Below are 25,012 nucleotides of genomic sequence, written 5' to 3'. Positions count from 1 at the left end.
CTCGCCCAGTTAACGGCCCTTAGATCCATTGATTGCTACAATGCTTAGGGGTTTTCAAAATGCCGTTCAAACGGGCCGGTCTATACCCTGCCGATCTCGATCTATGCCAACGGGTATTCGACCAGATATGCAGTGACGAGCATATCGCCCGCTCATCGTTGGAGGCCGACAACCTCGCCCTGGATATTTTAGTCGCGTTGGAAGAAGAGGCTGACGCGGATGAGGCTGAGCTGCTTGAACTCATCAGATCGAAGCGGCGGGCTACTCGTCATCTCCGCTGAGGGATGCAGTCACCCAGACCTTCCCTTTGCCTGTTCGACTGCCTTGCTGGCCGCCTTGGCAAACTCCTGCATGTTTGCTCACGCGCACTGTCGGCCGTCTGGAACTTGCGCCAAACTCATCAGTTCTGGACAATGCCAAACAGCGCGTGGCAACGACCCTGACTTCCATCGGCACGCTTACATCCCGGCCGGCTGCTCAACGCCCCTCAAGGCGTGGCCTGGAAGCGTCGCAGCGCCCGCGGCAGCGCGGCGGCCAACCTTGACTGCGTCTCGACACGAGGTCGGCGCTTCACCGGAAACGACGCAAGGGCAGCGACAAGCACATGCGCAGGAGCCTGCCGCGGCAGTCAACTGAACCAGCAAGCGGCCCCGGGTGTTCATCCGCTTTCATCCGGGCTTCGCCGTCAACCCAAAGCGGACAGCTGATGTGCTACAAAAACCGGACTACGACAACTTCGGCGTCGAGCTCCGGCCGGAGTTTCGCCACCACCGGGCCGATCCCCATCTCAGTAGACAGCCTCTATAGGGGCGTTTGCGGTTTCGAGTTGGGTTCTCAATGGCAGATAGCTGCGGTGAAGGTGTGGGCTGAGCATTGCGGGTCGGCCGGAGACATGCGCAGCAGCAGTTCGTTTTTATGTGCGACAGCAGCCGGGAGGAGCTCGATCCCTTGTTTTTTGTCGAGCTGGTTCAGTAAATGTCCTCGACGTTTGCGCGAGCTCCGGCAAGCTTAACGGCGATCTGGCGCGAGCCCGAGCATCTTGGTTAGAATGGGATCGCAATTGGCCACTGGGCGCGCTGTCGTTGGTTCGATAGACCTACCAGAGCTGGTGGCACTCACGCTCTCGGAGCGCCTTGGTCGAACTCTTGCCGGGCCATCCAAGGCACACCGCACTCACGCATGGCTGCCACACAAGTTATGAAACGCTAGGCCCACTCCTTTGCCGACCGATGTTCCAGGAGATACCGTCTCGCTGCACTATGCCAGAAATCTCTTTGCCGACATGCCGCTCGAGCACCGGCCGCCACGGGACGAGCACAAACTCGCGCGATTTCTCGATAAGGGCGTATTTGCCGCTGGCGAGCTCAACTGAGCGGCGGAGAGTGCCTTGTACCCGGTCTCCGGGTCGCACTTCAGCATAGGACAGACCGAGCTCTTCCGAGAGCTGACCGGCAACACGGTTCAGTTCACGCTGGCGGAGGATCGAAATCATGTTGGCGCGATAGACGGTGCGGTCCTGCTCTTCATGCGCGAGACCCTGAGCAATCAGCCATTGCCGCCTGCGGGCTTGCGCCTCCCGCACGTCACGGCCAAAGCCGGAGTTGCGCAGGGCCTCCGGTGAATCGGAAACCATTTCCCGGTCGATCCAGGTGGCACCGTCGAACCCGATTTGCTGATCAAGCGGCATTGATGAGAGCTTGTCGACGACAACAGGCACAGCCATGGCTCGCTTGCGCTCGTAGTCGGCGACTTGGTCGAGATGGTTCGGCGCGATAATCCATGTGCCGTCGGCTTCGCGCCTGACAGTGCCGGTTTCGCGGCGAATGGCTTCCAGACGACGCACATGGGTTTCGGCGAAGCGTTCGCTGGCAGACGGATCATGCTTCAGGTGGATATCAACATTGTAGCGCCCGCCGTGGACGGCAGCGATCTCGGCGACGGTGCGGTCAACCTGCCTCGGCCCGGTGTTTCTCGGCGTGACACGGACGATGCAGCCGTCGGGCGTCGGTTCGGTGGCCTCGCCTTTGCCGACATCGATGTAGTGGCTTTTCCCGTCCACCCCATCCACAATGAGGTAGTGGCGGTCGTTGATCTCGTCGGCAAGCCCGCGCGCCACAAGGCGGCCAACGAAAGGTTGCGCGAGCTGCCCGGATTGATCGTGGATCACACAGTCGGCTGCACTTCGGGATAGTCCTCTACCCGCAATGTCTCGGTGCATCGTCTTGATTATGTCACCGCGCTCGCCGATGCGCTGCAGTGTCGCTTCGAGCTCATCGTCGAGGCGCCAGCGGCCGGAGCTGATCTCCTCGGCCAGACCCATCCGTCCGAGTTTGCGCAGGCGGCCCTGGTGCAGGGTCTGTCGAAAGGCGTCGCGGCCGACCGGAGAAACCAGTCCATCGCTGTCGCGCATGCTGAGCAGCTGCCGGTCGATGCTGGTGAAGCGCTCCTGCTCCATTTCCTGGCGCAGGCGGTGCTCGATCTCGCGATCGGTTCGTGGACCGAGATCGAGGCTGACCAGCTCGGCGGTCCGTTCGCGGATTCCGCTTGAGATATATTCCCGCGCAATGACGAGGTTCTCGCCGCGGTCGTCCTTGCCACGGACGATGATATGGGTGTGCGGGTGGCCGGTGTTGAAATGATCGACGGCAACCCAGTCGAGCTTCGTGCCGAGATCCTCCTCCATCTGCGCCATGAGCCGGCGCGTGAGTGGCTTCAGGTCGTCATACTGGATGCCGTCTTCGGGTGCGACGATGAAGCGGAATTGATGCCGATCGCCATCGGCACGATCAAGGAAGGCCTTGCTGTCGACGCGATCACTGTCGGCGCCGTAGAGCTCGCCAGGCGCGCCTTCCCGGGTAACGCCGTCGCGTTGGATGTAGCGCAGATGCGCACGCGCCCCACCCTGGCCTTTGCCGGCCAGCTTGACGACGCGCGCCTTGACCACCACCCGCCGCTGCCGGAAGGCAGCATACCTGTCGCGTGATTTCAGCAGCGCGGCGCACGCTCCGCCGCGCCCTGCCCGGCTGCCGTTAAAGCGGCCGCCGCGCTGGGGTCGGCCGCCGGCTCTGTTGATCGCCGCCTGGACCTGGCTGGCGAAGCGTTTGCCTGCCTTCGAGCCGCGCGAGCCTATTCTGCCGAGCTTCGGCCTGAATTCGTCATCCTGCATCGTGGCCTCCCAGAAATCTCAAGCAGTGTCAGATACTTGCGTGTTCCACACTCCCGGCTCTGCCAGCAGCCTCCAGGAAAAACGATGTGCAGACAAAGACTTCGCCGCCTCCTGGAGGCAATGCCTTTATCTTGCCTTACGCCGCCCTTCCGCTTTCCGGCTTCCGCACCAGCCCTTTCCCGTCCCGCAAAACCGCCCCGCTCACCGAGTCACCCGCCATTCTGCTCGTTCGTCCGAGCGCGATTGACGCGCAGCGGCACAAAGAGATCGCCTTTCGCTTCGCCGGCGCGAACGCCGTTACGAAGGAAGAAGAGCGAGCGGCCGGAGGGAGCGTTTTGGCTGTTTGGCGCCTTGGAGTCCCCTTCGAATTGATCAATGTCGTCCGCCGAAATCCCCTTCCCCCTGAGCTGTTTAAGATAGGCAGCTGTCTCCTTGGGCAGCGGCTTCCCACGCTTCAAATGCTCTTCGTAGCGCTCGGGTCCTGCGTTATAGGCGGCAAACAGGCCGGGGAATCCGAAGCGGTCAAACATGGCGCTGAGATAGGCGGTTCCGGCGAGAATATTGTCACGCGGATCGTGCGGATCGGCTCCCAGACCGTATCTGGCACGCATGTCCTCATACGTTTCCGGCATCACCTGCATGAGGCCCATTGCGCCCGCGCGTGAGGTAATTGGGAGGCCGTCGAGCGTGGTCTTGCCGCCGCTTTCGGCATGCATGACGGCGTAAATCCAGGCCTGAGGAATACGGAAGCGTCTGCTTGCTTCGTCTGTGAACTCCTGCCACCTTTGAAGCTGCGGATTTTGGGAGATGGCGACCGGCTCAGCGCCGGTCGAGGCGGAACAGGCGCATGGCGCGAAGGCGATCGTGCCGAACATCAGGAGGGTCACTCGGTCCATAGCGGCACGAGCCTCCCGACGACATTTGCACGCGGCACCGGCCCGAAATAGCGGCTGTCGAATGACCTAATATCGTCGCTGCCGAGCAGGAAGATTTCGTTGTCGGCGAGTGTCCGGCACCCGTTCCACCGTGGCAGCGGGCGGCCTCTGGTATCCTTCGCCAGCCGTCGCGCAACGATCTCGCCGTCGATGATGACCGCTTCATTGAAGGTGCAGACTTCGTCGCCCGGCAGCGCGGCAAGACGTTTTACCAGCGGCACGTTGCGGGGCAGATAGCCGCGTTGGGCGGCGAGTTCGGCGAGCGATTCTGGCGGGCGGACGAGCGCCAGATCGCCCCGAGCCGGTGCTGCAAGCCCGAGGCGATAGAGGCCGACGGGCGCGCTGGCCGAGGCGTTCCAGACCAGCCAGGGCCTTGGTTTGACGGTGCCGGTGAAGCCGATCAGGGTCAGTCCAATCACGGCAGCGGCGATGGTTTTGCGTGCCTGGAGGCGCCGCAGGCGGCTGCCGATCAGACGGATGGAAGGGCGCCGGCTCATGCTCGGCCTCCCTGGCCGGCTTGGCCGGAACCGGCCTCACCACCCTCGTTACCGGCGTACTGCGGGTGTCCTTTCGACCATCCGTCGAGTTCGTCGATGTGGTAGCGGACATAGCGGCCGTGCTTGCGGAATTTCGGGCCGCCGCCCGTGAGCCGCATCTTTTCCAGGGTGCGCTGGGAGAGCCCGATATAGAAGGCTGCTTGGGCTGTGCTGAGAAAGGGACTGCCCTTTTTGGCGCGGGCCGCGCGTTCGTTTTCGTCGTCCATGGTGATCCTCGTTTCGCTTCGGACAAGCGATGGCGAGGATGGGCGAGCGAGATCGCCTCCGGGACGGGCGAAGAGTCCGGGGAGAGTTTTCGCCGCCTTTTCGGGCGGGCGGGTTTGGCTGGAGCGCCTGGGAATGAGCCCCGCGCCGGCTGGGGCGCGAGGCTCGGGTCGGCCGATCAGTCGGCCGGGTTCCAGATGATAGCGTAGGTGTCGTCATCGTCCTGGCCGGCGGCGCGGCCGAGATTGGCGTAGAGCTTGCGCGGTCCGAACTCCGGCGCCGCAATCGACAGGCTCACATAGTCCTTGCCGGAGGTTTCGCCGGTGCGGATCCAGCCGGCGCCAACTTCGACCCCTTGCGTCAGCACCCGGAAGTCGGGATGGTTGTCGGCGCTCTTGGCCTGGTTGGGGACGATGTCGATGTCGGCGCGGACGCCGAGCGTCTTGAGCTGGCCCTTGTAGCCGCCGTTTTCCTGCTTGTTGACGTAACCGATCGCGGTCATTTCGAAGTCTCCTTTTGCTGTCGCCGGGGACCATCCCCTGCGATGGCGGACCGTAATGGGCGCGTCCGGACCGCCTGAACCCGACAGGGCCGAAGCGATAGCGGAGGACCCGAGCGGGCAGCTTTTTTGAAGCGAAGCGGCGCGAGGAAGCCGCCGCAGGCGGCGGGGAAAAAAGCTGATCGGCGAGGGTTTCGGGCGGCCGGATCCGCCCATAGGTCACAAGCCAGCCGCAGGGGAATGGTCCTTGAAGAGAGCAGGAGATCGTGGGAAACGCGGTCGCTACAGCCAGGCAGGAGGGGCGGGAATTTACAAGGCCTGCGGCTGATCAGGTGCCCACGCCGATCGAGATCGTGACCGCAGGTTGGGCGCAGATCAGGCATCGGGCGGCCGGACCGATCCAGGGATCAGGAGTTTGCCGGCCTGGATTTTGGTGCGCGATGCGGGGCAATGGAAGCTCGAACATGCAGCCACTGCGACCGGGGTACAGTGCCGAAGGGCTGCTGCCGAGAAGCCGCGGCCGGCCGTGACAGGCTATTCGCAGGCGAACAGCGACCTGACCCGTGCCCATTGATCGGCGGTGCGGAAGCCGCCTCGATCAGTGTAGCTTTCGACCGGGAATTTCATCCAGCACGGCAGCCAGGTCTCGACTTGTCTGCGGCGTTATCGCCCGAAAGAAAGTCGCGGATGATCTTCTTTTGCGTCTTCACCTTTTCGGCGACATTGCCGTCCGCGACATGTTTGCCGCCGACTTCGGCAAGCATGGAATTGGCAATTTCCTTGTCGCGCAACAGGTCGAAGAAGGCGTCGTCCGGTTGCTAACAAGCGCCGATGTCGACGTTAGATGCTTGCCGAGCGCCTCGATGACGGCGCTGCCGGCTTCAAGTGTCTCGTCCATGACGATGCTGAGAACGCGCACGACATGATGGTCGCGGAGCGCCAGGAGCCGCGCGAAGATGCTTGCCGTGCCGAGGTCGTCGCCATTGCCGCCAGCGATTGTGCCATCCTTATCCGGTTGCCCGAGCAGCGCCAAGACCTCGCGCCGTTTTTCGGCGAACGCGGCTTCCGCCCTGCTTCCGGCGAGGCTTGCGGCCACGATCTCGCTGCAAGCGCGCTACGTTCGCGGCGAACCTGCCACAGGCCGGAACCGGCTATCGCATGCGCCACCATCAGGCGAAGTGCTGCGCTCGGATGGTCGAGCAGCCCCAAGCGCACGCCTCTGATCAGCCGTGAGAACGTCTCCCATTGCGACACTTCGTCGGAGTCGAGGCGGGCGACGTTCTCGATCAACGAGGCCTCGAGGGCATCGGCGTCCTCGCCAGCCTCCATGATGGCGCAGGGCAAGGGATTGGCTTTACCTCGCCCGTCGGCGAGCGATTCGAGGCGAAATAGCGCGCCGTCCGGCGACGATCTCGAAGCTTTCCGGCGAGCCGTTGGGCCGCACCAGAAGCGGCACGAGGACGCCGCGCGCGCGGACGGACGGCAGAATGTCGGACAGGTCGGGCGCGCGTTTTCCTTGGCGCATGTTGAGGGCGGAAATATTCAGTCGGTCGAGTGGAATATGGGCAAGCTTCATGTCTTTCTCCTTCATTTGGGGTGCGATTGTCCCCGCCGGGGAGACCGAAGGCCGATGCGGCGGAGACGGGTTTGCGCCTAGCGGCGCTCGGAATGGGATTTGGCAAGTGCTTCCGCTGCCTGCCTCAGAAGCCGCTCGGCTTCGGTGATCTGGCCGGCGCTGCGCGCGGCCTCCGCATAAACGGACAGCGGACAACGCGCTATGAAATAAAGGTCGCGCTCGATGCCCAGTCCGAGCGGACCCTTGATGGATTCGAGTTCGGCAAGGCTGACGCTGCCGAGTTCAGGGAAGCCGAAGCCGAGGTCGCAAAGGCCGAACAGCGTGTCGCCGTCCACATCGAGTTCGGTCAGGAGCCAGATCGCAGGACCGGCCGGATCGAACAGTTTCACGACCGGTGCGTGGTCGGTTTCGGTGTCGGCAGCGCCGTTGGCGAGGAGCCGGGCGCGCAGTTCATCGGTGATCAGGATCATTGCGGAATTCCTTCAAGACGGTTCGGGCTTATTGAGTGCGGCTTTTTGAAACAGGCGGATACGAGCGGCTGGTGCGCCGCGCGCGGGCGCGCATCGGCGCGCCCTCAGAAGCGCAAGGCGGTCGCGCATGGCGATGGAGCGTGCTCACGCGGCGATCTCGGCATTCGCCTCACTTTTGATCTCGGCACGCGCCTCACCTTCGACGTCGGTCTTAAGGCCGAGCAGAAAATCGGCGGCTTTCGAGGCGTGGCTGGCGGCGCGGAAGATGGCGCGATTGTCCTCGCGCAGCACCTTCAGCCATGAGCCGATATAGTCGGCGTGGCGCACCGTCGGCTCAATGCCGAGACTGCTGCAGACGAAAGCCGCTGCGATTTCGGCGACCAGTTCCTCGCGCGCATAGGCCTTGGAACCGAACGAGCCGGAGAGGTCACGCGCAAGCCGCGTCGGGTGGCCGGTCCAGTGGCCAAGTTCATGAAAGCAGGTGCGGTAATAGTCGATCTGGTGAAAGAAGGCGGGCTGCGGCGGCACCTGAATAAAGTCGCTGCCCGGCATGTAGAAAGCGCGATCGCCGCCAATGCGAAAATCAGCACCACTTGCATGAATGAGCGCCTCGGCTTGCGGGACGATCTGGCGCGCGGGCAGCGGTTCGGCGGCGGCATAGAGATGTTCGGGCAGGTTATCGCACTGCGCGACATTGAAGACGGTGAAGCGCTTCAAAAAAGGCACGGCCTGCGGCTCATCGCCATCGGCCTTCGCGCGTTCCTTCTCGTCCTTTGGGACAAAGCGATCGGCATGCACGATGGTGGTGCCGTGTTCGCCCTTCCTGACATTGCCGCCAAGGGCAAGCGCCTGCCGGAACGTGAGCCAGTTCTGGCTGGGGTATGAGCGCTCGGTGACGGCGCCCCACAGGATCAGGATATTGATGCCGGAATAGCGCCGCTGGGTGGCTGCATTCCTGGGCAGGCCAAGGGCTGCCTTTGCCCTGCCCCAGGGCTTGACCCATGGCACGGTGCCGCGCTCCAGTTCGGCAACGATACGGTCTGTGATCTCCTGATAGAGGCTGGCGCCCGTGCGCCCGCCCCTGCCTGCGCCAGCCTCTCCGCTGGCGGAACGCTTGTGTTTTGCACGCATCTTTTGGTCCTCCGCTCTTCAATCCCGCGCCTTTCCCCGGAAGCGGGGTGGGCGGCGAAAGCGACCGGAAAGGCCCGACGTCAAAGGCGGAGCGCATCCGTAGGACCGGAACGAAGAGGAGGACCCGGAGCGCCAAGCGAAGGGTTGCGGGCCGCCGCGGCGGGCCTAGAAGGGAGTGCCGCCCACCCCGTGCCACCGGGGAAGGCCACCACAAAAATCGACGCCGGCCAGCTGGCCGGCGACCGTCAGCAGCCGGCAGGCTGCCGGCGTCAGGGGGCGAAGCCGGATGGCCGAGACCGCCTGAGCCTGTCGAAGAAAAGCGGGCTCGGTGCACGAGCACCCGGCGCGCGCCTTCAGGCGCGCGGGCGCTCAGGACTCTGGTCCCGAGAGCAGTTGATGCGGTCAAAATGCCCATTTTGCAGCTGTGGAAGACTGAACCTTGGCGTTTGCGCGCACATCGGCGATGCAGCTTCGCAGCCCGGCCGTCTCTACCACCCCGGCTATCACTTCGTCGCCGACCACCAACGCCGGCGTCCCGGTGATGTACAGCTCGTTCGCGAGCGCGCGATCGCGTGCGATGGCTTCGGTGATGGCCGGGCCTTCCATATCCCGCTTGAGCTGCTCAACATCGAGGCCGACACGTGCCGCAATGACTAGGGTGGTTCTTTGGTTCACCAAGCCAGGAAAAGCAAAAAGGGCGCGATTGAACGCCTCATAGTTTCCCTGTTTGTGGGAGGCGAGCGCCGCACGCGCGGCGAATTCAGAAGCAGGTCCGAGGACCGGGAGCTGTTTACGCACAATCCTCAGATTGGGATCATGCTTGAGGGCTTGCTGGAGAATGAGGTCCATTTCCTTGCACAGCGGGCAATTGTAGTCGAGGAATGAGACCAGGGGGACGTCGCCCTGCGGATTGCCGGCGACTGGCGAGGCGAGGTCGTTGAGGAGTGCGTCGCGATGCTGCGGAATGAGTATCCTCAAGTCCGCCGCGAGCAAGGCGTTCATCTCCGAGCCGTTGCAGGTCGTCAACCTATCTGGCTGTCGCCTTAGCGTTCCCAGCACGGACAGGGCGAGGACTAAAAAACCGATTACGGCGACAAGGACGGCGTTTTGCTTTGACATGGGTCGGGCTCCAATCAGCCGTTAACGGGGCAGCAACGGCTGGCCTTTTGGCGTGAAAGTTGGTCGTCGCTTTGGATCGCTTGCCCGGCACTTCCCGCAGTATCGGCAGTCGCGGGGGAGGCTCACAATGTCGATGCCGCCGCCACGGCTTCGCTCCAATGGCTGACTGCAATAGCTGAGCGGCGTTCGCGAGTTGCCAGCCGAGACCACCGGTCATCACGCCGGGCGATCTGCCCTTCAACGCCCGAGCGCCGAAGGACCCGCTCGCGAGAGCCTTTGCCAATCGTCCATCATCCGGCTCGCCCTGCTTCGGGCAACACGAACCTTCCCACTGCGTTGCCGAGAAAAATGGTCAGCACACGGCACTCCGACACAAAGTGGTCGACGCGAAGAATAAGCGTCACGCCGACAGCTGGGGCGGTCGGAACGACAAAGAGCGCCGCGGCCAACGTGAGGAGGCCCGCACCGGTAATGCGAGTTGTTCCCTTCGAAGAGAGCAAGGCGACGAACAGCAGCAGGATCCGACCGCCGATCGACATATCCGTGTTCGTCGCCTGGGCGAGGAAGAGGGGGACCAGCGTCAGGTGGATATTGGTGCCGTGCAGATTGAATGAATATGCGGCCGGGATGCCGAGGCCCACGACCAAACGCCTGGCGCTCGCCCCTTCGACGGGCGCGGCCCTCATCAGAATGCCGACCAGCTTGAACACCGGCGCGAGGAGGGCCTGAAGCAAAGAAAGCACAGGCTTGCCCGTGTCGCCGACCATCGCCAGAGCGATGCCGAACAGCACCGAGAAGAACAGGACCTGTATGATGTCGCCTTCGGCGAAGGCACCAACGATTGACGGCATCAGCAAGCCGGTCACGAACTGCTCGTGGATCTTCGCCGCATAGCCCTTCACGGCCTGAGCATCGAGCGAGGCTGGATCGATGTTGAGGCCGGCACCTGGCTGAACGACATTTGCGACAATGAGACCGACAATCAATGCGAGGCTCGAGAAGGTGAGGAAATAGATCATTGCCTTGCCGGCGACCCGGCCGACCTTCTTGAGATCGTTCATGCCGCCGATGCCGGTTGCAATTGTCAGGAAGATGACAGGCGCGATGATGATCTTCACGAGCTTGATGAAAGCATCGCCGAGCGGCTTCAGAGCCTCTCCGCTCCCCGGATAGAAAAAGCCAACAGCGACGCCAAGGGCGACGGCAGCAAGCACCTGAACGTAAAGCCGCGCAATATGGGGCTTACGAGGCCCTGCGTTCGCGCTGTGGACTTGTGGAGCTAACACCGTTTCTCTCCCTGCCGGATCGGGGCGGGCTCTTCCTCGCTTCAAGGCCTCTCACTGGCGGCGCTCCGGTCGAACGCTGCTGCCATCTCGGGCGCAAGCGCCGTGCCAAGCAGCGGCGGCGCGATAACGCGCAGGACCTTTCACGCAGTGCCGCATTCGCCGCAGGCGCGTGCCCTCCTAAAAACAAGGGCAGACCGTCGGCGGACATGCGGCCTGGCAGCGGCCGAAAGGTCGTCGAGGCAACCTGTTTGCCTTGGTGGCTGCGATCGGGATCTAGATGGTCGACACCTGGCTATGGCTATGTCGAAGCCATCGCGCAGTCGGCTGAGCTTGTCGGATATCAAACACCGCCGTCGACAGGGGATCGCTATCGCGATCCGTATAGTCTGGCGCTCCACAGATGGAGTAATCGACCGGCCGGGTTACGGCATGGGCCCTGAGCTGCCTCTTCGCGCGCGATCGTCGTTCTGGCCGCACCGCCCGCGAGCCACAATAAGTTTGTCCCGCCCCTTACAATAATTCATCAAGGCGTCTACCTCGGCAATCACCAGATCGGGCGTGATGTCGAACTTGCAGCGGACTTTGACCGGACAGCGCCGCACTTTGTCCAGACCACATCCCCGACATTCAATAACGCTCATAAGCATGCTGACCAGTGGACCACGGAAACCCCAAATTTCCGGTAGATGTGACGCGGTGAAAATGCCGACAGTAGGGCGGCCAAGCTGGGCAGCGACATGCCCAGTGCCTGAATTGTTCGACACCACGAGCGCGGCCGAATTCATGAGATGATTGAATTCCAATTCTGACAAGTCGACAGCCGTTCGAATCTCCGCGGCTCCACGGTCGCGAGCTGTCATCGCGACCTCCTCAAGCGCTTCCCGGCTTTCGCCACGGCCGACGAGAACCACCTCACCGCGGGCAGAAAGAGCAGCGACAAGTTTGCCAAAATTTTCAATCGGCCAATCGCGCAGGCTGGAATTCGAGAACGGAGCCACGACGATCGGGGACTTGCCTTCTGCCGAACTCTGTCGGCGGCCCGCTTCACTTTCTGCGTCGAAACAGGCCGCTGCCTTTGCGACCAGAAACAGGAGGATTTCCGACACATGCTGGAGACGTACCTGCTTACGGTCAACGAACCAATCAAGCCATGTGCGAGGGAATTTGTCGGCGATCCCTATTTTTTGGGCCAGCTTGTAGAAGATGGTTCTGCGCAATTTCAGATCGAATGGCGCTATCGCAATATCGATCTGATGCATTCCGTAAGGATCAACTATCGCCGCACGATGCCTGGCGGGGACTTCGAGCAAAATGGGCCTTGTCTCATCCGGGACACGCATATCAATGGCGAGATCAAACTCGCCGGTCAGCAGCGGCCGTATGTCGGCCGCTTTCTTGCGGGTATCGACCTTCGGGTTGCGAGGAAAGAAGTCAAAAGCAACGTAATCGTCGGCGAGGTCGAACTGTTTTGCAGTGTCGATGTTCCAGCTTCCGACCACCAGCGTAATGTGGGCATCGGCAAAGCGCTGACGCAGGTCCATCAGGGGCGCTAGAGACATCCAAAAGTCCCCGACACGATCAAGCTTAAGCGCCAAAATTCTCATCTTGGCGCTTGGCTGTTCCGACTCTTCCCAACTGCGGTATATAATTTGATTGGCGTCGCGCTTTGTAAAGTATCCCATTGCCATTCCGAGGTTATACGTACAACATTGCTAGCCAAGTTATGTGTGTGTAGGTTGGATTCTTCCAATCTGATCCGCGTTAACAAATTAACGCGGCAAACGACTCTGAAACGACTGGTGATTTGCAGTGTTCGCGTCTGCGAACCGAAAGAGGAGTTCCGGCGTCAGCCCCGGTCAGTCCGGAAGCTTTGCCGACCAGCGACGGCAACGACGAGCGGAAAGATGGGCTGTCGAATTTCTTTGCGGGAAGAGGCAGGTGCGGACTGGCCTGAATGAGTTAGGCCTGGGTGACGCCGGTCGTTCAACGGTTCTGAGAGGGGAAAGACTCCGCTAAGAAATCGAGGTCGGACAATTCGAAATCGTCGGCCTGCTGCAACTCATTCCCAGGACAATTTCCAGCGCACGTCTGAGGTCATGCAAAGATTTTCCCCTTTCGGGCCCCTTTTCACGCGACAGAGGCAGCGGATGGTCGATGGGTGCCGGTGCTGACGTCAATGCGAGATTCCGGAAGGTTGAGAAAATCGTTTGTTTCGATGGAGCCCATCCACGCCATGGATAGATGGCTGCCAAAGTTTGCGGCCACAATACAGCGGAGCGGTAGCCTAGCCGCTCCGGTGCGCGCTCACTTTCGAAGCGCCCAGCACCATCTCGGCATCGAGCACCTCCGGAAGCACCCGGCAGCGCCGCCAAATGGCGGCCAACCCGTCGAACCGAAAATCCGCGGGCGCATTCCCGCACAGGGCGCGACTAGACGCCTCTCCTGTTTCCCCAGAGCATAACGTGCAACTGCGGCAACACGCGTGCTTCGAACCACCTGTCGTGTGTCACCTTTTCCACAAGCCACTCCATGCGTTTTATTATTCCGTCCAGGTCGACAGGTGCGTCTTCATTGCCAGGGCGCGGTGGCGTGTGATTGCCGGGTTGCAGATAGACCGGAAGGCGCGGAAATCGCGCGGCGGCGTCTTTGGCATAGGCGTAGTCACTCTCGTCGAAAACAACGAGCTTGAGCACGATTTGCGGCTTCTGCTGCGCCGCTTCTATGCACGCCTCGAATGCAGCCCAATCGGTCCTCATTTCGCTTGACGGCGGCTTTGGGCTGAGAACCAGCACATCAAGATCCGCAAACCAGTCGCTGACCACCGAACCTTGGGTTTCCAGCGCAAAACGGTAACCTTCACCACGGCCTCGCTCGATCAGCCCACCGAAGGGCTGAATGGCCGGATTGCCGCCTGACAGCGAGACCATCACTGGCCGGCCACCGGAAAGCCCAACGACGCTTTGCCACACCGCATCGATTGGCATCATCTCCCATTCGTGGCGGAATTGACTGTCCACCGCATGCAGGCTGTCGCACCAGGAGCACCGGTAGTCACACCCGCCGGTTCTGATGAAGACTGTAGGCAACCCGATGAGCACTCCCTCGCCCTGGATCGTGGGCCCAAATATCTCGCTCACACGGATTGCGGGACGCGTGTCCGTCACGGCCGGTATTCCGCCCAGGTTTTCGGGGTTTCGCTCACCCGTACGGCCGCGGTTTCCGGCAGACGTGCCTTGCACCATTCATAGAAATGTCTGGCCAAGTATTCCGCCGTGACTTGCTCATGTCCCAGCACCTCATTGAGGTGCCGATGGTCGAGGCTCTCGTCGATATAGCGTTTGAGCGGCGCCAGATCGTGATAGTCGCGCACGAAGCCGTGCGCGTCCAGGTCCTTCGCCGAAAGTTCCACTTCGACGATGTAGTTATGCCCGTGCAGGCGCGCGCACTGATGATCCGGCGGCAAAGAGGTGAGCTGGTGCGAGGCCGAGAAGTGGAATTCCTTGGTGATGCGGAACATCAGGCGCTCCTCCTCCGCAGCGCCTCGAGCCAGAAGACAGGGTCTTCGTAGTCGGTAGGATCAGCGTGCCCCGCGAGATGAAATGCCTCGCGCCGCTCCACGCATGTCCCGCACCGTCCGCAGTGACGCTCGCCGCCCTTGTAACACGACCAGGTCTCCGCAAATGGCGTTCCGCGTCTTGCTCCATCCCGGACGATGTCGCCCTTTGTGAGGTTGACGTAAGGCGTGTAAAGGCGAATCTCTGCGTAGCCTTCCAGCGCGCGGTCTTGCATCATCTGGAAAGCTTCGATGAAGGCCGGACGGCAATCTGGATAGATGAAATGGTCCCCACCATGGACGGCCATCGCCACCGCTTCGGCCTTGTGCGCGGTGGCGAGACCAAAGGCAATTGCCAACATGATGGCGTTCCGGTTCGGCACTACCGTGATCTTCATCGTGTCTTCGGCGTAGTGGCCGTCCGGCACGTCGAAATTATCGGTGAGCGCTGAGCCGGAAAGGCCGCGGCCGATTTCGGGGATGTTGATGATCTGGTGCATAGTGTTCAGTCGCTCCGCGCAGAGAGCGGCGAAGCCCAATTCTTTCCTGTGCCGTTGGCCGTAATCGAAAGACAGGAGGCCGGCGAGCTCGTGCTCCGCTGCCACGCTGTGAGCAAGGGAAACGGAGTCCAATCCGCCGGAGCAGATGACGAGAGTCTTCATCGTGGTATCCTTGTTTTGACCGGGTAAGGCTGCGACCGGAGATTTCTCTGCGGTCCCCCTACCCCAGCTAGTCAACTTTGTGAACCCGGTGGAGTCTGATCGCTGACGTGCCGAGGCGCACCGGGCGCCAGCGGGCCCTTTCATGTCCAAACCCAAGCATATGCTCAGAAGGACAAATCGAAGCGACTCGAGGCATTGCTGGGAAAGAAGCTGACCTATCCAAATCTGCGTTACGGATGCTTGCATAGGCCACACGCGAATTGGCGAAGTAACGAGGAAGGTACGGAGTTCGTTAACGGCGGGAGTGCAGAAGCCCAAGTTCAAGGACAGAGCGCGCGCCCCGCTTCAGGATCAGTTCGATCTGGAACACGAATCCGTCGTTGCAATCACCCCTATATTGCGCGCAATAGCCTACATGGCGTTGGATGAACTGGATTTGGCGATTCTCCAGATGGCGGTCGAAAGCGTCCGCTCACTCTCCCTAAGCTTCAACCAAAAAGCCGCAGAGATAGCCACGAGGAGCCACGGTGTCCTGGTTTTCGACGTGCGGGTCGATGGTGACTCGGAGGTCCAGCGGATCGCAGCCATCCGATATCGAGCCGACCAGACGGGCGTGGTCGCGTTGGACAGACAAGGCCTTGTTACCCGCTCTTGCATGGTCAATGGCACTTTCTCACATTTCATTTCGCCATTGGAGAACTGGGCCAGCATGCCCCTGTCAATGCAGGCCAAGATCGATGTCACCGTCCATGCCGGTCTCTTCGTAGGCGCTTTGCGAAATGCCGGTCATATGCGTGGCAGCTAGCATGACCGGAATGCATCTGTGGATTTTTGGTCCGCCTGAGCGTCCGAGCGACCGGCCACCGAGGCTCCGTGACGCGCGGATGTGTTCGGGGAGAGCGCGACGATCTGCTGCACACGTTCGGATATACCTCACGTGCAGGAGCCGCGCTCCTTAGTTACCTTCTCCTTCACGTTACAGGATTGCGCGAAAATATTCCGCCGGTGCGCCTGCTTGGCGGTTACGCCGCGCCTCTGCAGTTAATTGAGCAGGAAAAGCGCGAATCAGTGGAGATCCATGAGAACTGGCTTGAGGCGACCCGCTACCTGAACATGGATCATCTGCGCGAGCACAAGAAGGAGAACCTGAGGGCATTGGCCGCCTGAGACGCGGCCCGCCATGTCCGCCGCTCCGCTAAACACGGGGGTTGCGCGACGGACACGCCAACGTCACCGCTAATGCCCCGCCATTTTGCAGAACTCAGCACACTACCGCTGGTGCTTTACAATCAGGTGGCAAACTGATCATGCGATTCACCGATCCTGCGGGCTTCACCCCAGCCTTTGGCTCTTAGGCCTACGGCAGCGTAGATCCATGCCAGCAACACTTCTTATGTGGGAGCATGAATACGAACCCGGTTCGCCGAGCTATTGCGCGATTCACCATTCATTCACTTTATTAGCGCACGTTCAGAAGCGGACATGTTGGTGTAGCTCGTACGTGCCCAAAGCCCCGGCGCATCGACCCAGCGCCGGGGCTTTTTTGGTGCTAGAAGGCACCGCTGAGAGGAGCAATCGTCCAGCGGTGCAGGCCTTGGCTGTTCCGGAGTTGCTGCTTTTTTGCGGCGTAAAGAATCCGGGCTTTTACGGCGCAAAAACTCGGGTGTCTGCGGCGGGGCGCGCCATTTGGCGTGGCAACGCTGGAACTGCGGATTGCACCTAAAAACTTCCCGGGCCCAGGTCGTGCGGGGGAATCGACCGGAATAGTCGTAAGCTTCGCACTACGCGGTCCAGCCAGCATATCAACCGTACGTAGCGCACGCGGGCGGGAGCATTGGTCAGGCTGAGCATCGTTAAGCGCTACGCAGACAGGCCGAGAACCGGTTGCCATAATACAGGTCCGTTCAGACGTCCCCTCCAGCGGATGCGCTTGAGGCTAGCGTGGGAAATCTCGAGAAAACCGGCGACCGCCTCCGTGTTACCAACCGGCTTCGGCTGTCCGATGCGCGACAACGGCCACGTTGCGAGACGCAGGATCCGTTCCATGCGCGTATCGGTCACTGTCACAATCCGAGTGAGATTGTTCGCCAAGCCGAATTCGATCATGCCGGCGAAGAGCTCGTACGTTGCTTGCGCCAGTCCGCCAGACTTAGGCGCTGATGGAGGGAGATCGAGTGCGAAACGACTGCTCTCCCAAATGCGGGCACTCGCGGGCGCCGCAGTCTCACCCAGCAGCATCGGAAAGGTGTCGCGCAACATTGTCGGTCCGGTAGTCGGTAAAAGACGGACGCAACCGCAAATTCGCCAGTCAGATCCCTTGAGAAGCAGATAGACTGGGTTCAGGCTGTCAAATGCGTCTGTTTCCATCTCGTTTTCGGTCTGAACTTCCCAATCCAGCCTTTCCTTGAAGACCCGATGCCTGAGCCCGTGCATTTCATTGAGCTCGTTTGGAAACTCGCCATAGAGCTCAGGTGTTATCAGCTGCATCATCTGTCGCCTCCGTGCAGGATGTGTTCCCGCTATCGAAGAGCAAAGCCGACATTTATGCAGCCTGTAGACCTTTACAGCTTTCCAACAAAAGGCGTCAGGATCTCCACTGACGGGAAGCAGTCAGCCGTGCTATGCCCTGGTTGATCGTTCGCACGCCAAGCTTTGCCTTGGCGTTTTCCAGATGGAAGGTCACGGTGCGTTTCGAGACGCCGAGAATCTGGCTGATATCCCAGGCGGACTTACCGCGCGCCGCCCATTTCAGGGATTCGAACTCCCGCGGGGTCAGCGTTATGCCATCCACCACGCACTCTTCGGCGAGCTGGCGCCGGGCATGTATATGAAAGTTGATTGCGACCAGCTGCAATGCTTTTTCGTAGCGAGTGAGTGACCGCAAGAGAGGCGGGCGGGACTGGTCGGAAGCAAAGGTCAGCGCCGCAAACCGGCCGCGGTGGTCATGCATGGACATGGTCAATCCGCCGCGAATGCCAAAGTAAGCTGCTTTTTCCAGGATCTCTTGCTGCGAGGCCGGCAGACACTGGCGGGGTCGATCCACGCCCCAATCAAAAGTATCCCAGCCTTGCAGCCCGCGCAGGATCACCGGATCATGGCTGTGGTAGCGCAGTTGCAGATAGTGCGATGTCCAGGATGAAGGATAATTTGAAATCAATCGCGGCGTCTGGCCGGAGACCGACGGGTAACTGAAATAGGCGAAGAGCGGAAAGTCGAAGCCGGCTGCGGCGGACGCAATCGCCTCATGGAGGTCGGCCGCATCGACGCTTGCAGAGAGTTGCTCGACGAAGTTTTCGAATACGCGATACATTAGCCCCTTTGCGCCACCTCCTCGAATGTTGCTCGACGCCAGACGGAAACCTGGGTCTAAATGACCCCGCATCGATGCGACGCGGACGATTTGGTCGCCAGCATCGCCGGCATTACTTTGTTGCTTCCCCGTGAAGCGAACGCCGCGCACCTGGCCGCATACCAACCGGGGATGTTGAGACGTTATCGATGAGCCGTGTGTCGCCGAGCCAAGCCGCGATAAGCAAGCGTGCTGGTCGGTCAAGCCTTGCTAGCGGCTGCAGGTCTGTTTCGCCGCGAAGTTCCAGGTACTCGACCTCGCGAAAGCCTGTCGCCAGAATTGTTGCACGCGCTTCATCAAGCGTGGGCAGGACAGGAGAGCCACGCGCAAGCCGCTCAGCCGTGTCGAGCAAGACCGAAGCCAGCTTTGGGGCAATGGCGCGTTCTGCTGGCGAGAGCCGGCTATTGCGCGACGATAGGGCAAGACCATCGGCTTCGCGGACTGTCGGACATGCGAGCACGGTGATCGGGAGGTCAAGGTCCCGGACCAAGCGCCTGACAAGCTGAAGCTGCTGGAAATCTTTTTCGCCAAAGAAGGCGAAGTCAGCGCCGGTCTGCAGGAAGAGCTTGGCCACGACCGTCGCCACGCCATCGAAATGGCCGGGCCGGAAGGCGCCGCACAGGCCCTCGCTGAGAGTGGACACCGAAACGGCCGTGGCGAAGCCCGCTGGATACATCTCGTCTGCATCCGGCACATAGAGCAGATGTGCGCCTGTCGGCACGAGCTTGGCAGCATCTTCGTTTTCCGTCCGGGGATAGGCGGCAAGGTCGGCGGCACTGTTGAACTGCTTGGGATTGACGAACAGCGTCACGACTACCCGCTCGGCCTTCTGAAGCGCGGCACGCACCAGGCTCAGATGGCCTTCGTGCAAGGCTCCCATGGTCGGCACAACGGCGATACGGGTGCCTGAGCGACGCCATCCCGCGGCAACAGCGCGGAGCTCGGCAACGGTTCGAACGATCGGCACGCTCATGTGACGCCTCCGGCCTCCGTCTCGTTGGCGTAGAGATGTTCGGCCGCCGGAAAGCGCCGTTCCCTCACGTCGGCGGCGTAAGCCGCTATCGCCGCATCGGCCTGGTCGCCTAGTTCGGCGTAGCGCTTGACGAATTTCGGCCGGAAAGAGCTGAAAAGCCCGAGCATATCGTCGCTGACCAGAATCTGGCCGTCGCAGGCGAGCGAGGCACCGATGCCAATCGTGGGGACGGCGATCTCCGCAGTGATGCGCCGTGCAAGCGGCTCGGGCACTTTCTCCAGCACCACAGAGAAAGCGCCGGCCTCCGTGACCGCACCGGCGTCGCGCCTGATGCGCTCGGCATCGTCTCCCCGCCCCTGGACGCGGTAGCCGCCGAGAGTATTGACCGCCTGCGGCGTCAAGCCGACATGGGCCATGACAGGCACGCCGCGCGCGGCGAGGAAGCGGATCGTCTCGGCCATGGTCTGGCCCCCCTCGAGCTTCACCGCTGCACAACCGGTCTCCGCCATCAGGCGCGCAGCGTTGCGGAAGGCCTGCTCGGGGTTTTCTTCATAGGAACCGAATGGCAGGTCTACGACCATCAATGCTCGCACCAGACCGCGGCGCACCGCCCGGCCGTGCATGATCATCATGTCGAGAGTGACGCCCAGCGTCGACGAGAGGCCGTGCAGGACCATGCCGACGCTGTCGCCGACGAGAACGATGTCGCAGTGTCGATCGGCCAACCTGGCGATCGGCGTGGTGTATGCCGTCAGGCAGACGAGTGGAGTCTGGCCTTTCCGCATCCGAACATCCGGCGGTGCAATTCCCTTTCGATCACCAGCTGCGCTCAACCCAATCCCTCCTTCCCTTGCGTTACCCGCCGCGGGTGTCGCGTTTGGCACATTTTTGTGCAAGTGCGAAGAGCTAAAAATGGGGATGCAGCTGTGCGGTGTTGACGTGCGGACAGCCTCGCTTACATTAAATCGATTAAGGCTCCCGGGCACGGGTCAACCACTTTCACGAACATGGACGATCAGGCAACAGGAACCAGGAAAGACAAAGCCGGCAAGGCGGACCAAGTCAAAGTGGACCTGATCGCCGTCGTCGTGGCCGTAAATGAAAGTGACCCCTGTCTCCTAACCATCGGCGAGGCTGACACCCTGCCGTCCGGACCTTTTGCGCTTGAGCACCGGTCGCCGCAATCCGGTTTGAGGGGGTGGGTCGAGCAGCAGACCGGCCAGCCCTTGGGGTACATCGAGCAGCTTTACACCTTCGCCGATCGGGACCGAATCGGCGTCGAACGCCAGCAACGCGTCATCTCCATCAGCTATCTCGCTTTGACCAGCAAAGAACAGGCAGCGGGCTCATCCAAGTGCGGCTGGCAAAGCTGGTACGACTATTTTCCATGGGAGGACCACCGCTCCGGCACCCCGCCGGTGGTGCTGGATGTTGTGCGACCGCGCTTGATCGGTTGGGCAGAGGGAGCCAGCGACGCGGCCACGCGACGCGAACGCCGGCAGCGGGCGGCGATCGCCTTTGGCTTCGACGACCGTTATTGGAACGAGGAGCTCGTGCTTCAGCGATATGAGTTACTTTATGAAGCAGGCCTGGTCCAAGAGGCCGGAAGCGGACGGGAGACGCCGCTTCCCCTGGTGCCGAGCAAACCTATGGTCGCTGATCATCGCCGTATCGTGGCAACGGGCATTGCGCGGCTGCGCTCCAAGATCAAATACCGGCCCGTCGTCTTTGAGCTTATGCGACCGAGCTTTACGCTACTGCAGCTGCAGCGAACCGTGGAGGCGCTCGCCGGCAGGCTCATCCACAAGCCGAACTTTCGCCGCCTGATCGAGCAACAGGAACTGGTCGAGGAGACCGGTGAGACCACTGCGGAGACCGGTGGTCGGCCGGCGAAGCTCTACCGCTTCCGCCACGCCGTTCTCGACGAAAGGGCCATCGCCGGGACAAAATTGCCGCTGGCGCGGGGTTGACATCCCTTATACTCACGGCAAGTATATGCCGGTTATCTTCAACTAGAGTATAAGCGGGGGCATCAATGAGCGCCGTGCTGCCTACGGCCGCGTTCCTCTACGAGCGCGTCCGGCGCGTGATTCCGCCGATTGAATGGCCGTCTTTCGTGGACGATATCGAAGCCATCCTTGCGCTGAAGCGCGAGCGCAATGCCATCATCCTGGCGCACAACTATCAGACGCCCGAGATCTACCATTGCGTCGCAGACATTGTCGGCGACAGCTTGGCGCTGGCCCGCAAGGCTGTGACAGTCGAGGCGCAAGTCATCGTCCTTGCCGGCGTGCATTTCATGGCCGAGACGGCCAAGCTGCTTAATCCGGACAAGACCGTACTTATCCCCGACCTGGGCGCTGGTTGCTCGCTGGCCGATTCGATCACGGCACAAGACGTGCGGCTGATGCGACAGAGTTATCCCGGCGTGCCCATTGTCACCTATGTCAACACCTCCGCGGCCGTGAAGGCCGAGTCCGACATCTGCTGCACCTCGGGCAACGCAAAGGCGGTGGTGGAATCGCTCGGCGCGCCGCGTGTGATCATGCTGCCCGACGAATATCTCGCCAAGAACGTCGCCGCCGAGACGAAGGTCGGGATCATCGCCTGGAAGGGTCGTTGCGAGGTGCATGAGCGCTTCACCCCGGCCGACATTCGCGAACTGCGCGCCGCACATCCAGGAGTCATCGTGCTGGCCCATCCCGAATGCCCCCCGGACGTTGTCACAGAGGCGGATTTTTCGGGTTCCACCGCGGCCATGTCGGATTATGTCGAGCGGGAAAAACCACCCCGCGTAGTGTTGATGACGGAATGTTCGATGAGCGACAATGTCGCGATCGCGAATCCCGACGTCGAGTTCGTCCGCCCCTGCAATCTCTGTCCGCACATGAAGCGCATCACGCTGGCTAACATTCGCGTCGCACTCGAGGAGAACCGGCATGAGGTTCGGATCGATCCCGGGATTGCAGGGCGCGCGCGCCGCTCGGTCGAGCGTATGCTTTCCATATGAGCCTCGACGTTCATGACATCGGCGGGGCGCCGGTCATCATCGGCGCCGGTGTGGCAGGCCTGATGACGGCGCTTCATCTGGCGCCGGAACCGGTTGTGCTTCTGTCCAATGCGGGGCTGGGAACCGGAGCCTGCAGCGAGCTCGCCCAAGGCGGTCTTGCGGCAAGCGTCGGCGGCGAGGACGGTCCCGAACTTCATCTTTGTGACACCGTCGCGGCCGGCGACGGTCTCTGCGACGTGACGACGGTGCGGCGAACGGTCCGAGCTGCACCTGAAGCGATCAGGACTCTAGAGCGCTTCGGTGTCGCATTCGACCGACGCGCTGACGGCGCGTTGCGGCTCGGGCTTGAGGCGGCGCACTCGCAGCGGCGGATCGTGCATGCGGCGGGCGATGCCACCGGTCGCGAGCTGGTCCGCGCGCTGATCGCCGCGGCACGGCGCACAACCTCGATCACTATCCTGGAAAACGTGGAGGCCCGCCGGCTTGTCGTGGAAGACGGGGCGATTATCGCCGTGGTCGCGGCCGGGTGCACGGGCGCAATCGCCTTGCCAACGCGCCGCGCGGTCCTGGCGACCGGCGGCATCGGCGGCTTGTTTAGCGATACGACAAACCCGCCTGGCTCATGTGGACAGGGGCTCGCGCTCGCCGCCTGTGCCGGGGCGGAGTTCGCCGACCTGGAATTCGTGCAGTTCCACCCGACCGCCCTCGAGGGTCCGCGGCGGCCGATGCCGCTGGTGAGCGAAGCGGTGCGCGGCGAGGGTGCTGTGCTCATCGACGAGCAAGGAGAGCGTTTCCTCGCTGAAACCCCCGGGGGCGAGCTCGCGCCTCGCGACGTGGTTGCGCGCGCGGTTTGGCACCAGCTCGCTGCCGGACGCCGTGTGTTCCTGGACGCAAGGCGATGTCTCGGCCTCAGATTTGACAAGCGCTTTCCGGCGATCGCCGATTTGTGCCGCCAGGCCGGCATCGATCCCGCGATCGACCCGATCCCGGTGCGCCCGGCGGCACATTATCACATGGGCGGTGTTGCTGTAGACGCTGCCGGCCGCAGCTCCATCGAGGGATTGTGGGCATGTGGCGAGGTCGCATGCACCGGTCTGCACGGCGCGAACCGACTCGCCAGCAACTCGCTTATCGAAGCGGCGGTCACAGCGAGCTGGGTTGCTGAAAGCGTCGCCGACGTATCACACACCCGGCGTCCGCGCGTGTGTTCCGCGTTCGTGCCTCGACGGCCAGACGCCTCCGGCATCCGCCCAATCGTCTCGGCCGCGCTCGGCATCATACGCGATAGCGAGACGCTACGCGACGGGGTGGCGACCCTGTTGCCGATCGCAGCTCACGACAGCGCTGCCTCCGGCCCCGCCTTGGTCGCGCTGATGATCGCCATTGCGGCCCTGCGGCGCGAAGAGAGCCGCGGCTCGCACTGTCGTTCCGATTTCCCCGGACGCGATGCAGATGCGCGCCAGTCACGGCTGACACTGCGCAGCGCAATACAGACCGCCGTCGCACTCAGCTGGCGGGCGCCGATACGGAGCACCCTGACATGAATTCGTTCTCACCCCTTCCCTCAACCCTGATCGAGCCGATCGTGCGCGGTGCTCTTCACGAAGACCTGGGCAGATGCGGTGATCTGACCAGCGACGCCGTGATCCCGCGTGATCGCACGGCCACCTTGGTGCTCAAGTCGCGACAGATGGGCATCGTTGCCGGTCTCGATCTGGCCGCCTTCGCCTTCATGCTCGTCGAGCCTGCGATCGACATGCACATCTGGCGAGCTGACGGCAGCAATGTCGCGGCGGGCGAGACTATCGCCAAGTTGTGCGGACCGGCGCGAGGCCTGCTCACGGCCGAGCGCACGGCGCTCAATTTTCTGTGCCGCCTGAGCGGCATCGCCACTGCCACAGCGACGATGGTCGAGGCCGTGCGTGGCCACAAGGCGAAGATCGTGTGCACGCGAAAGACGACGCCCGGCCTGCGCGCGCTGGAGAAATATGCGGTACGCGTCGGCGGCGGCGCCAATCACCGCTTCGGGCTCGACGACGCCGTGCTGATCAAGGACAACCACATCGCGATCGCCGGCGACATTCGCACGGCAATAGAGCGGGCGCGCGCCGCCGCAGGCCACATGGTGAAGATCGAGGTCGAGGTCGAGACCCTTGAGCAGCTCGATACAGCGCTCACGCTGGGAGTCGACGCAGTGCTGCTCGACAATATGTCGGTTGAGGACCTTGCGCGCGCCGTGGCAATCGTCGGTGGCCGCGCCATCACCGAGGCTTCCGGTCGGGTGACGCCGAAAACGGCTCCGTCGATTGCTGCGACGGGGGTCGACCTCATCTCAGTCGGATGGCTGACACACAGCGCGCCTATCCTCGACATCGGCCTGGATATGCCGGCGCATCGGCGCGCGCTTGAACTGATGGAGATGGAATGAAAAGCATCCCCCCCTCCGCTGGAGCGCGCCGACGCAGGAGCTGCTCCATGCGAGCCTGCATCTTTGTGCAGCGCACCCTTCAACTGGTTCAGGC

General features: G+C 62.0%; 25 protein-coding genes and 1 pseudogene. 7 read left to right on the top strand and 19 right to left on the bottom strand.

Features of this window, described 5'->3' with window-relative positions; genetic code table 11:
- Window positions 1–59: 59 nt before the first annotated feature.
- Window positions 60–281, top strand: coding sequence for a hypothetical protein (locus AC0L3O_RS22390; RefSeq protein WP_473479490.1), 222 nt, complete (start codon window positions 60–62; stop codon window positions 279–281).
- 914 nt (window positions 282–1,195) lie between these two features.
- Here AC0L3O_RS22390 and rlxS read toward each other — a convergent pair.
- The 15 genes and pseudogenes from rlxS to queC form a co-directional block, all read right to left on the bottom strand.
- Window positions 1,196–3,166: a relaxase/mobilization nuclease RlxS gene (gene rlxS, locus AC0L3O_RS22385; protein ID WP_473534997.1), complete on the bottom strand. Its 1,971-nt coding sequence runs from the start codon at window positions 3,164–3,166 to the stop codon at window positions 1,196–1,198.
- 209 nt (window positions 3,167–3,375) lie between these two features.
- Window positions 3,376–4,062 (bottom strand): lytic transglycosylase domain-containing protein, encoded by a 687-nt coding sequence (locus AC0L3O_RS22380; RefSeq protein ID WP_473616625.1) that lies wholly within the window; start codon window positions 4,060–4,062, stop codon window positions 3,376–3,378.
- Window positions 4,050–4,598 carry a conjugative transfer signal peptidase TraF gene (gene traF, locus AC0L3O_RS22375; protein WP_473616623.1) on the bottom strand — a complete coding sequence of 183 codons (549 nt, stop codon included), beginning with the start codon at window positions 4,596–4,598 and terminating at the stop codon, window positions 4,050–4,052. The genes AC0L3O_RS22380 and traF overlap by 13 nt, the downstream gene beginning before the upstream one ends.
- Window positions 4,595–4,864 carry a helix-turn-helix transcriptional regulator gene (locus tag AC0L3O_RS22370; protein WP_473479475.1) on the bottom strand — a complete coding sequence of 90 codons (270 nt, stop codon included), beginning with the start codon at window positions 4,862–4,864 and terminating at the stop codon, window positions 4,595–4,597. The genes traF and AC0L3O_RS22370 overlap by 4 nt, the downstream gene beginning before the upstream one ends.
- 176 nt (window positions 4,865–5,040) lie before the next feature.
- On the bottom strand, window positions 5,041–5,364 hold the full coding sequence (locus tag AC0L3O_RS22365; protein ID WP_473616622.1) for a DUF736 domain-containing protein: 324 nt from the start codon (window positions 5,362–5,364) through the stop codon (window positions 5,041–5,043).
- 703 nt (window positions 5,365–6,067) lie between these two features.
- A complete protein-coding gene (locus AC0L3O_RS22360) occupies window positions 6,068–6,457 on the bottom strand; it encodes a hypothetical protein (protein WP_473616621.1) in 390 nt (129 codons plus the stop codon).
- Between the two features lie 258 nt (window positions 6,458–6,715).
- Window positions 6,716–6,937, bottom strand: coding sequence for a ParB N-terminal domain-containing protein (locus tag AC0L3O_RS22355; RefSeq protein ID WP_473616620.1), 222 nt, complete (start codon window positions 6,935–6,937; stop codon window positions 6,716–6,718).
- A 77-nt stretch (window positions 6,938–7,014) separates the two neighbouring features.
- Entirely contained in the window at window positions 7,015–7,407 is a 393-nt protein-coding gene (locus AC0L3O_RS22350) for a DUF2958 domain-containing protein (RefSeq protein ID WP_473512871.1), read from the bottom strand.
- Between the two features lie 144 nt (window positions 7,408–7,551).
- On the bottom strand, window positions 7,552–8,538 hold the full coding sequence (locus tag AC0L3O_RS22345) for an ArdC family protein (protein WP_473616618.1): 987 nt from the start codon (window positions 8,536–8,538) through the stop codon (window positions 7,552–7,554).
- Between the two features lie 402 nt (window positions 8,539–8,940).
- The gene (locus AC0L3O_RS22340) at window positions 8,941–9,657 is read right to left on the bottom strand and encodes a DsbA family protein (RefSeq protein WP_473616617.1); all 717 of its coding nucleotides are present in this window, start codon (window positions 9,655–9,657) and stop codon (window positions 8,941–8,943) included.
- 314 nt (window positions 9,658–9,971) lie between these two features.
- Window positions 9,972–10,943 (bottom strand): annotated as a pseudogene (locus AC0L3O_RS22335) (cation:dicarboxylate symporter family transporter); the annotation flags it as partial.
- Between the two features lie 422 nt (window positions 10,944–11,365).
- Complete coding sequence (locus AC0L3O_RS22330; protein ID WP_473616616.1) at window positions 11,366–12,625, bottom strand: glycosyltransferase family 9 protein; 1,260 nt, start codon at window positions 12,623–12,625, stop codon at window positions 11,366–11,368.
- A gap of 747 nt (window positions 12,626–13,372) precedes the next feature.
- Entirely contained in the window at window positions 13,373–14,107 is a 735-nt protein-coding gene (queE, locus tag AC0L3O_RS22325) for a 7-carboxy-7-deazaguanine synthase QueE (RefSeq protein ID WP_065010612.1), read from the bottom strand.
- A complete protein-coding gene (queD, locus tag AC0L3O_RS22320; protein WP_065010611.1) occupies window positions 14,104–14,460 on the bottom strand; it encodes a 6-carboxytetrahydropterin synthase QueD in 357 nt (118 codons plus the stop codon). Before queD ends, queE begins: the two co-directional genes overlap by 4 nt.
- The gene (queC, locus tag AC0L3O_RS22315) at window positions 14,460–15,158 is read right to left on the bottom strand and encodes a 7-cyano-7-deazaguanine synthase QueC (RefSeq protein ID WP_473616614.1); all 699 of its coding nucleotides are present in this window, start codon (window positions 15,156–15,158) and stop codon (window positions 14,460–14,462) included. Before queC ends, queD begins: the two co-directional genes overlap by 1 nt.
- Before the next feature lie 415 nt (window positions 15,159–15,573).
- Between queC and AC0L3O_RS22310 the strand changes: the two genes are divergently transcribed.
- A complete protein-coding gene (locus tag AC0L3O_RS22310) occupies window positions 15,574–15,963 on the top strand; it encodes a hypothetical protein (protein WP_473616644.1) in 390 nt (129 codons plus the stop codon).
- A gap of 179 nt (window positions 15,964–16,142) precedes the next feature.
- Window positions 16,143–16,325: a hypothetical protein gene (locus AC0L3O_RS22305; protein ID WP_473616646.1), complete on the top strand. Its 183-nt coding sequence runs from the start codon at window positions 16,143–16,145 to the stop codon at window positions 16,323–16,325.
- A gap of 693 nt (window positions 16,326–17,018) precedes the next feature.
- Here AC0L3O_RS22305 and AC0L3O_RS22300 read toward each other — a convergent pair.
- The 4 genes from AC0L3O_RS22300 to panB all read right to left on the bottom strand — a co-directional run bounded on the left by AC0L3O_RS22300 (window position 17,019) and on the right by panB (window position 20,313).
- Window positions 17,019–17,648 (bottom strand): acyl-homoserine-lactone synthase, encoded by a 630-nt coding sequence (locus tag AC0L3O_RS22300; protein ID WP_473616613.1) that lies wholly within the window; start codon window positions 17,646–17,648, stop codon window positions 17,019–17,021.
- Window positions 17,649–17,742: 94 nt separating this feature from the next.
- A complete protein-coding gene (locus AC0L3O_RS22295; protein ID WP_473616611.1) occupies window positions 17,743–18,468 on the bottom strand; it encodes a LuxR family transcriptional regulator in 726 nt (241 codons plus the stop codon).
- Between the two features lie 112 nt (window positions 18,469–18,580).
- On the bottom strand, window positions 18,581–19,480 hold the full coding sequence (gene panC / locus AC0L3O_RS22290) for a pantoate--beta-alanine ligase (RefSeq protein WP_473616610.1): 900 nt from the start codon (window positions 19,478–19,480) through the stop codon (window positions 18,581–18,583).
- The gene (gene panB / locus AC0L3O_RS22285) at window positions 19,477–20,313 is read right to left on the bottom strand and encodes a 3-methyl-2-oxobutanoate hydroxymethyltransferase (protein ID WP_473616609.1); all 837 of its coding nucleotides are present in this window, start codon (window positions 20,311–20,313) and stop codon (window positions 19,477–19,479) included. Before panB ends, panC begins: the two co-directional genes overlap by 4 nt.
- 174 nt (window positions 20,314–20,487) lie before the next feature.
- Between panB and AC0L3O_RS22280 the strand changes: the two genes are divergently transcribed.
- The 4 genes from AC0L3O_RS22280 (at window position 20,488) to nadC (ending at window position 24,918) form a co-directional block, all read left to right on the top strand.
- Entirely contained in the window at window positions 20,488–21,450 is a 963-nt protein-coding gene (locus AC0L3O_RS22280; protein WP_473616607.1) for an NUDIX hydrolase, read from the top strand.
- A gap of 65 nt (window positions 21,451–21,515) precedes the next feature.
- A complete protein-coding gene (nadA, locus tag AC0L3O_RS22275) occupies window positions 21,516–22,490 on the top strand; it encodes a quinolinate synthase NadA (protein WP_473512884.1) in 975 nt (324 codons plus the stop codon).
- On the top strand, window positions 22,487–24,034 hold the full coding sequence (locus AC0L3O_RS22270) for an L-aspartate oxidase (protein ID WP_473616606.1): 1,548 nt from the start codon (window positions 22,487–22,489) through the stop codon (window positions 24,032–24,034). The genes nadA and AC0L3O_RS22270 overlap by 4 nt, the downstream gene beginning before the upstream one ends.
- The gene (gene nadC / locus AC0L3O_RS22265; protein WP_473616605.1) at window positions 24,031–24,918 is read left to right on the top strand and encodes a carboxylating nicotinate-nucleotide diphosphorylase; all 888 of its coding nucleotides are present in this window, start codon (window positions 24,031–24,033) and stop codon (window positions 24,916–24,918) included. The genes AC0L3O_RS22270 and nadC overlap by 4 nt, the downstream gene beginning before the upstream one ends.
- Window positions 24,919–25,012 lie beyond the last annotated feature (94 nt).

Source organism: Mesorhizobium sp. WSM4810 (assembly GCF_055811235.1).
The sequence above is the reverse complement of the archived record's forward strand: the minus strand, read 5'-3'. Positions and strand labels throughout refer to the sequence as shown.

What these genes read in the sequence shown, in the direction of transcription:
- AC0L3O_RS22380 (WP_473616625.1), bottom strand. Translation starts at nt 4,062, where the DNA reads ATGGACCGAGTGACCCTCCTGATGTTCGGCACGATCGCCTTCGCGCCA.
- AC0L3O_RS22365 (WP_473616622.1), bottom strand. Translation starts at nt 5,364, where the DNA reads ATGACCGCGATCGGTTACGTCAACAAGCAGGAAAACGGCGGCTACAAG.
- nadA (WP_473512884.1), top strand. Translation starts at nt 21,516, where the DNA reads ATGAGCGCCGTGCTGCCTACGGCCGCGTTCCTCTACGAGCGCGTCCGG.
- AC0L3O_RS22370 (WP_473479475.1), bottom strand. Translation starts at nt 4,864, where the DNA reads ATGGACGACGAAAACGAACGCGCGGCCCGCGCCAAAAAGGGCAGTCCC.
- nadC (WP_473616605.1), top strand. Translation starts at nt 24,031, where the DNA reads ATGAATTCGTTCTCACCCCTTCCCTCAACCCTGATCGAGCCGATCGTG.
- AC0L3O_RS22350 (WP_473512871.1), bottom strand. Translation starts at nt 7,407, where the DNA reads ATGATCCTGATCACCGATGAACTGCGCGCCCGGCTCCTCGCCAACGGC.
- AC0L3O_RS22340 (WP_473616617.1), bottom strand. Translation starts at nt 9,657, where the DNA reads ATGTCAAAGCAAAACGCCGTCCTTGTCGCCGTAATCGGTTTTTTAGTC.
- AC0L3O_RS22270 (WP_473616606.1), top strand. Translation starts at nt 22,487, where the DNA reads ATGAGCCTCGACGTTCATGACATCGGCGGGGCGCCGGTCATCATCGGC.
- AC0L3O_RS22280 (WP_473616607.1), top strand. Translation starts at nt 20,488, where the DNA reads ATGGACGATCAGGCAACAGGAACCAGGAAAGACAAAGCCGGCAAGGCG.
- AC0L3O_RS22300 (WP_473616613.1), bottom strand. Translation starts at nt 17,648, where the DNA reads ATGATGCAGCTGATAACACCTGAGCTCTATGGCGAGTTTCCAAACGAG.
- AC0L3O_RS22345 (WP_473616618.1), bottom strand. Translation starts at nt 8,538, where the DNA reads ATGCGTGCAAAACACAAGCGTTCCGCCAGCGGAGAGGCTGGCGCAGGC.
- AC0L3O_RS22310 (WP_473616644.1), top strand. Translation starts at nt 15,574, where the DNA reads ATGGCGTTGGATGAACTGGATTTGGCGATTCTCCAGATGGCGGTCGAA.
- queD (WP_065010611.1), bottom strand. Translation starts at nt 14,460, where the DNA reads ATGTTCCGCATCACCAAGGAATTCCACTTCTCGGCCTCGCACCAGCTC.
- rlxS (WP_473534997.1), bottom strand. Translation starts at nt 3,166, where the DNA reads ATGCAGGATGACGAATTCAGGCCGAAGCTCGGCAGAATAGGCTCGCGC.
- traF (WP_473616623.1), bottom strand. Translation starts at nt 4,598, where the DNA reads ATGAGCCGGCGCCCTTCCATCCGTCTGATCGGCAGCCGCCTGCGGCGC.
- AC0L3O_RS22295 (WP_473616611.1), bottom strand. Translation starts at nt 18,468, where the DNA reads ATGTATCGCGTATTCGAAAACTTCGTCGAGCAACTCTCTGCAAGCGTC.
- AC0L3O_RS22330 (WP_473616616.1), bottom strand. Translation starts at nt 12,625, where the DNA reads ATGGGATACTTTACAAAGCGCGACGCCAATCAAATTATATACCGCAGT.
- queC (WP_473616614.1), bottom strand. Translation starts at nt 15,158, where the DNA reads ATGAAGACTCTCGTCATCTGCTCCGGCGGATTGGACTCCGTTTCCCTT.
- panC (WP_473616610.1), bottom strand. Translation starts at nt 19,480, where the DNA reads ATGAGCGTGCCGATCGTTCGAACCGTTGCCGAGCTCCGCGCTGTTGCC.
- AC0L3O_RS22355 (WP_473616620.1), bottom strand. Translation starts at nt 6,937, where the DNA reads ATGAAGCTTGCCCATATTCCACTCGACCGACTGAATATTTCCGCCCTC.
- AC0L3O_RS22390 (WP_473479490.1), top strand. Translation starts at nt 60, where the DNA reads ATGCCGTTCAAACGGGCCGGTCTATACCCTGCCGATCTCGATCTATGC.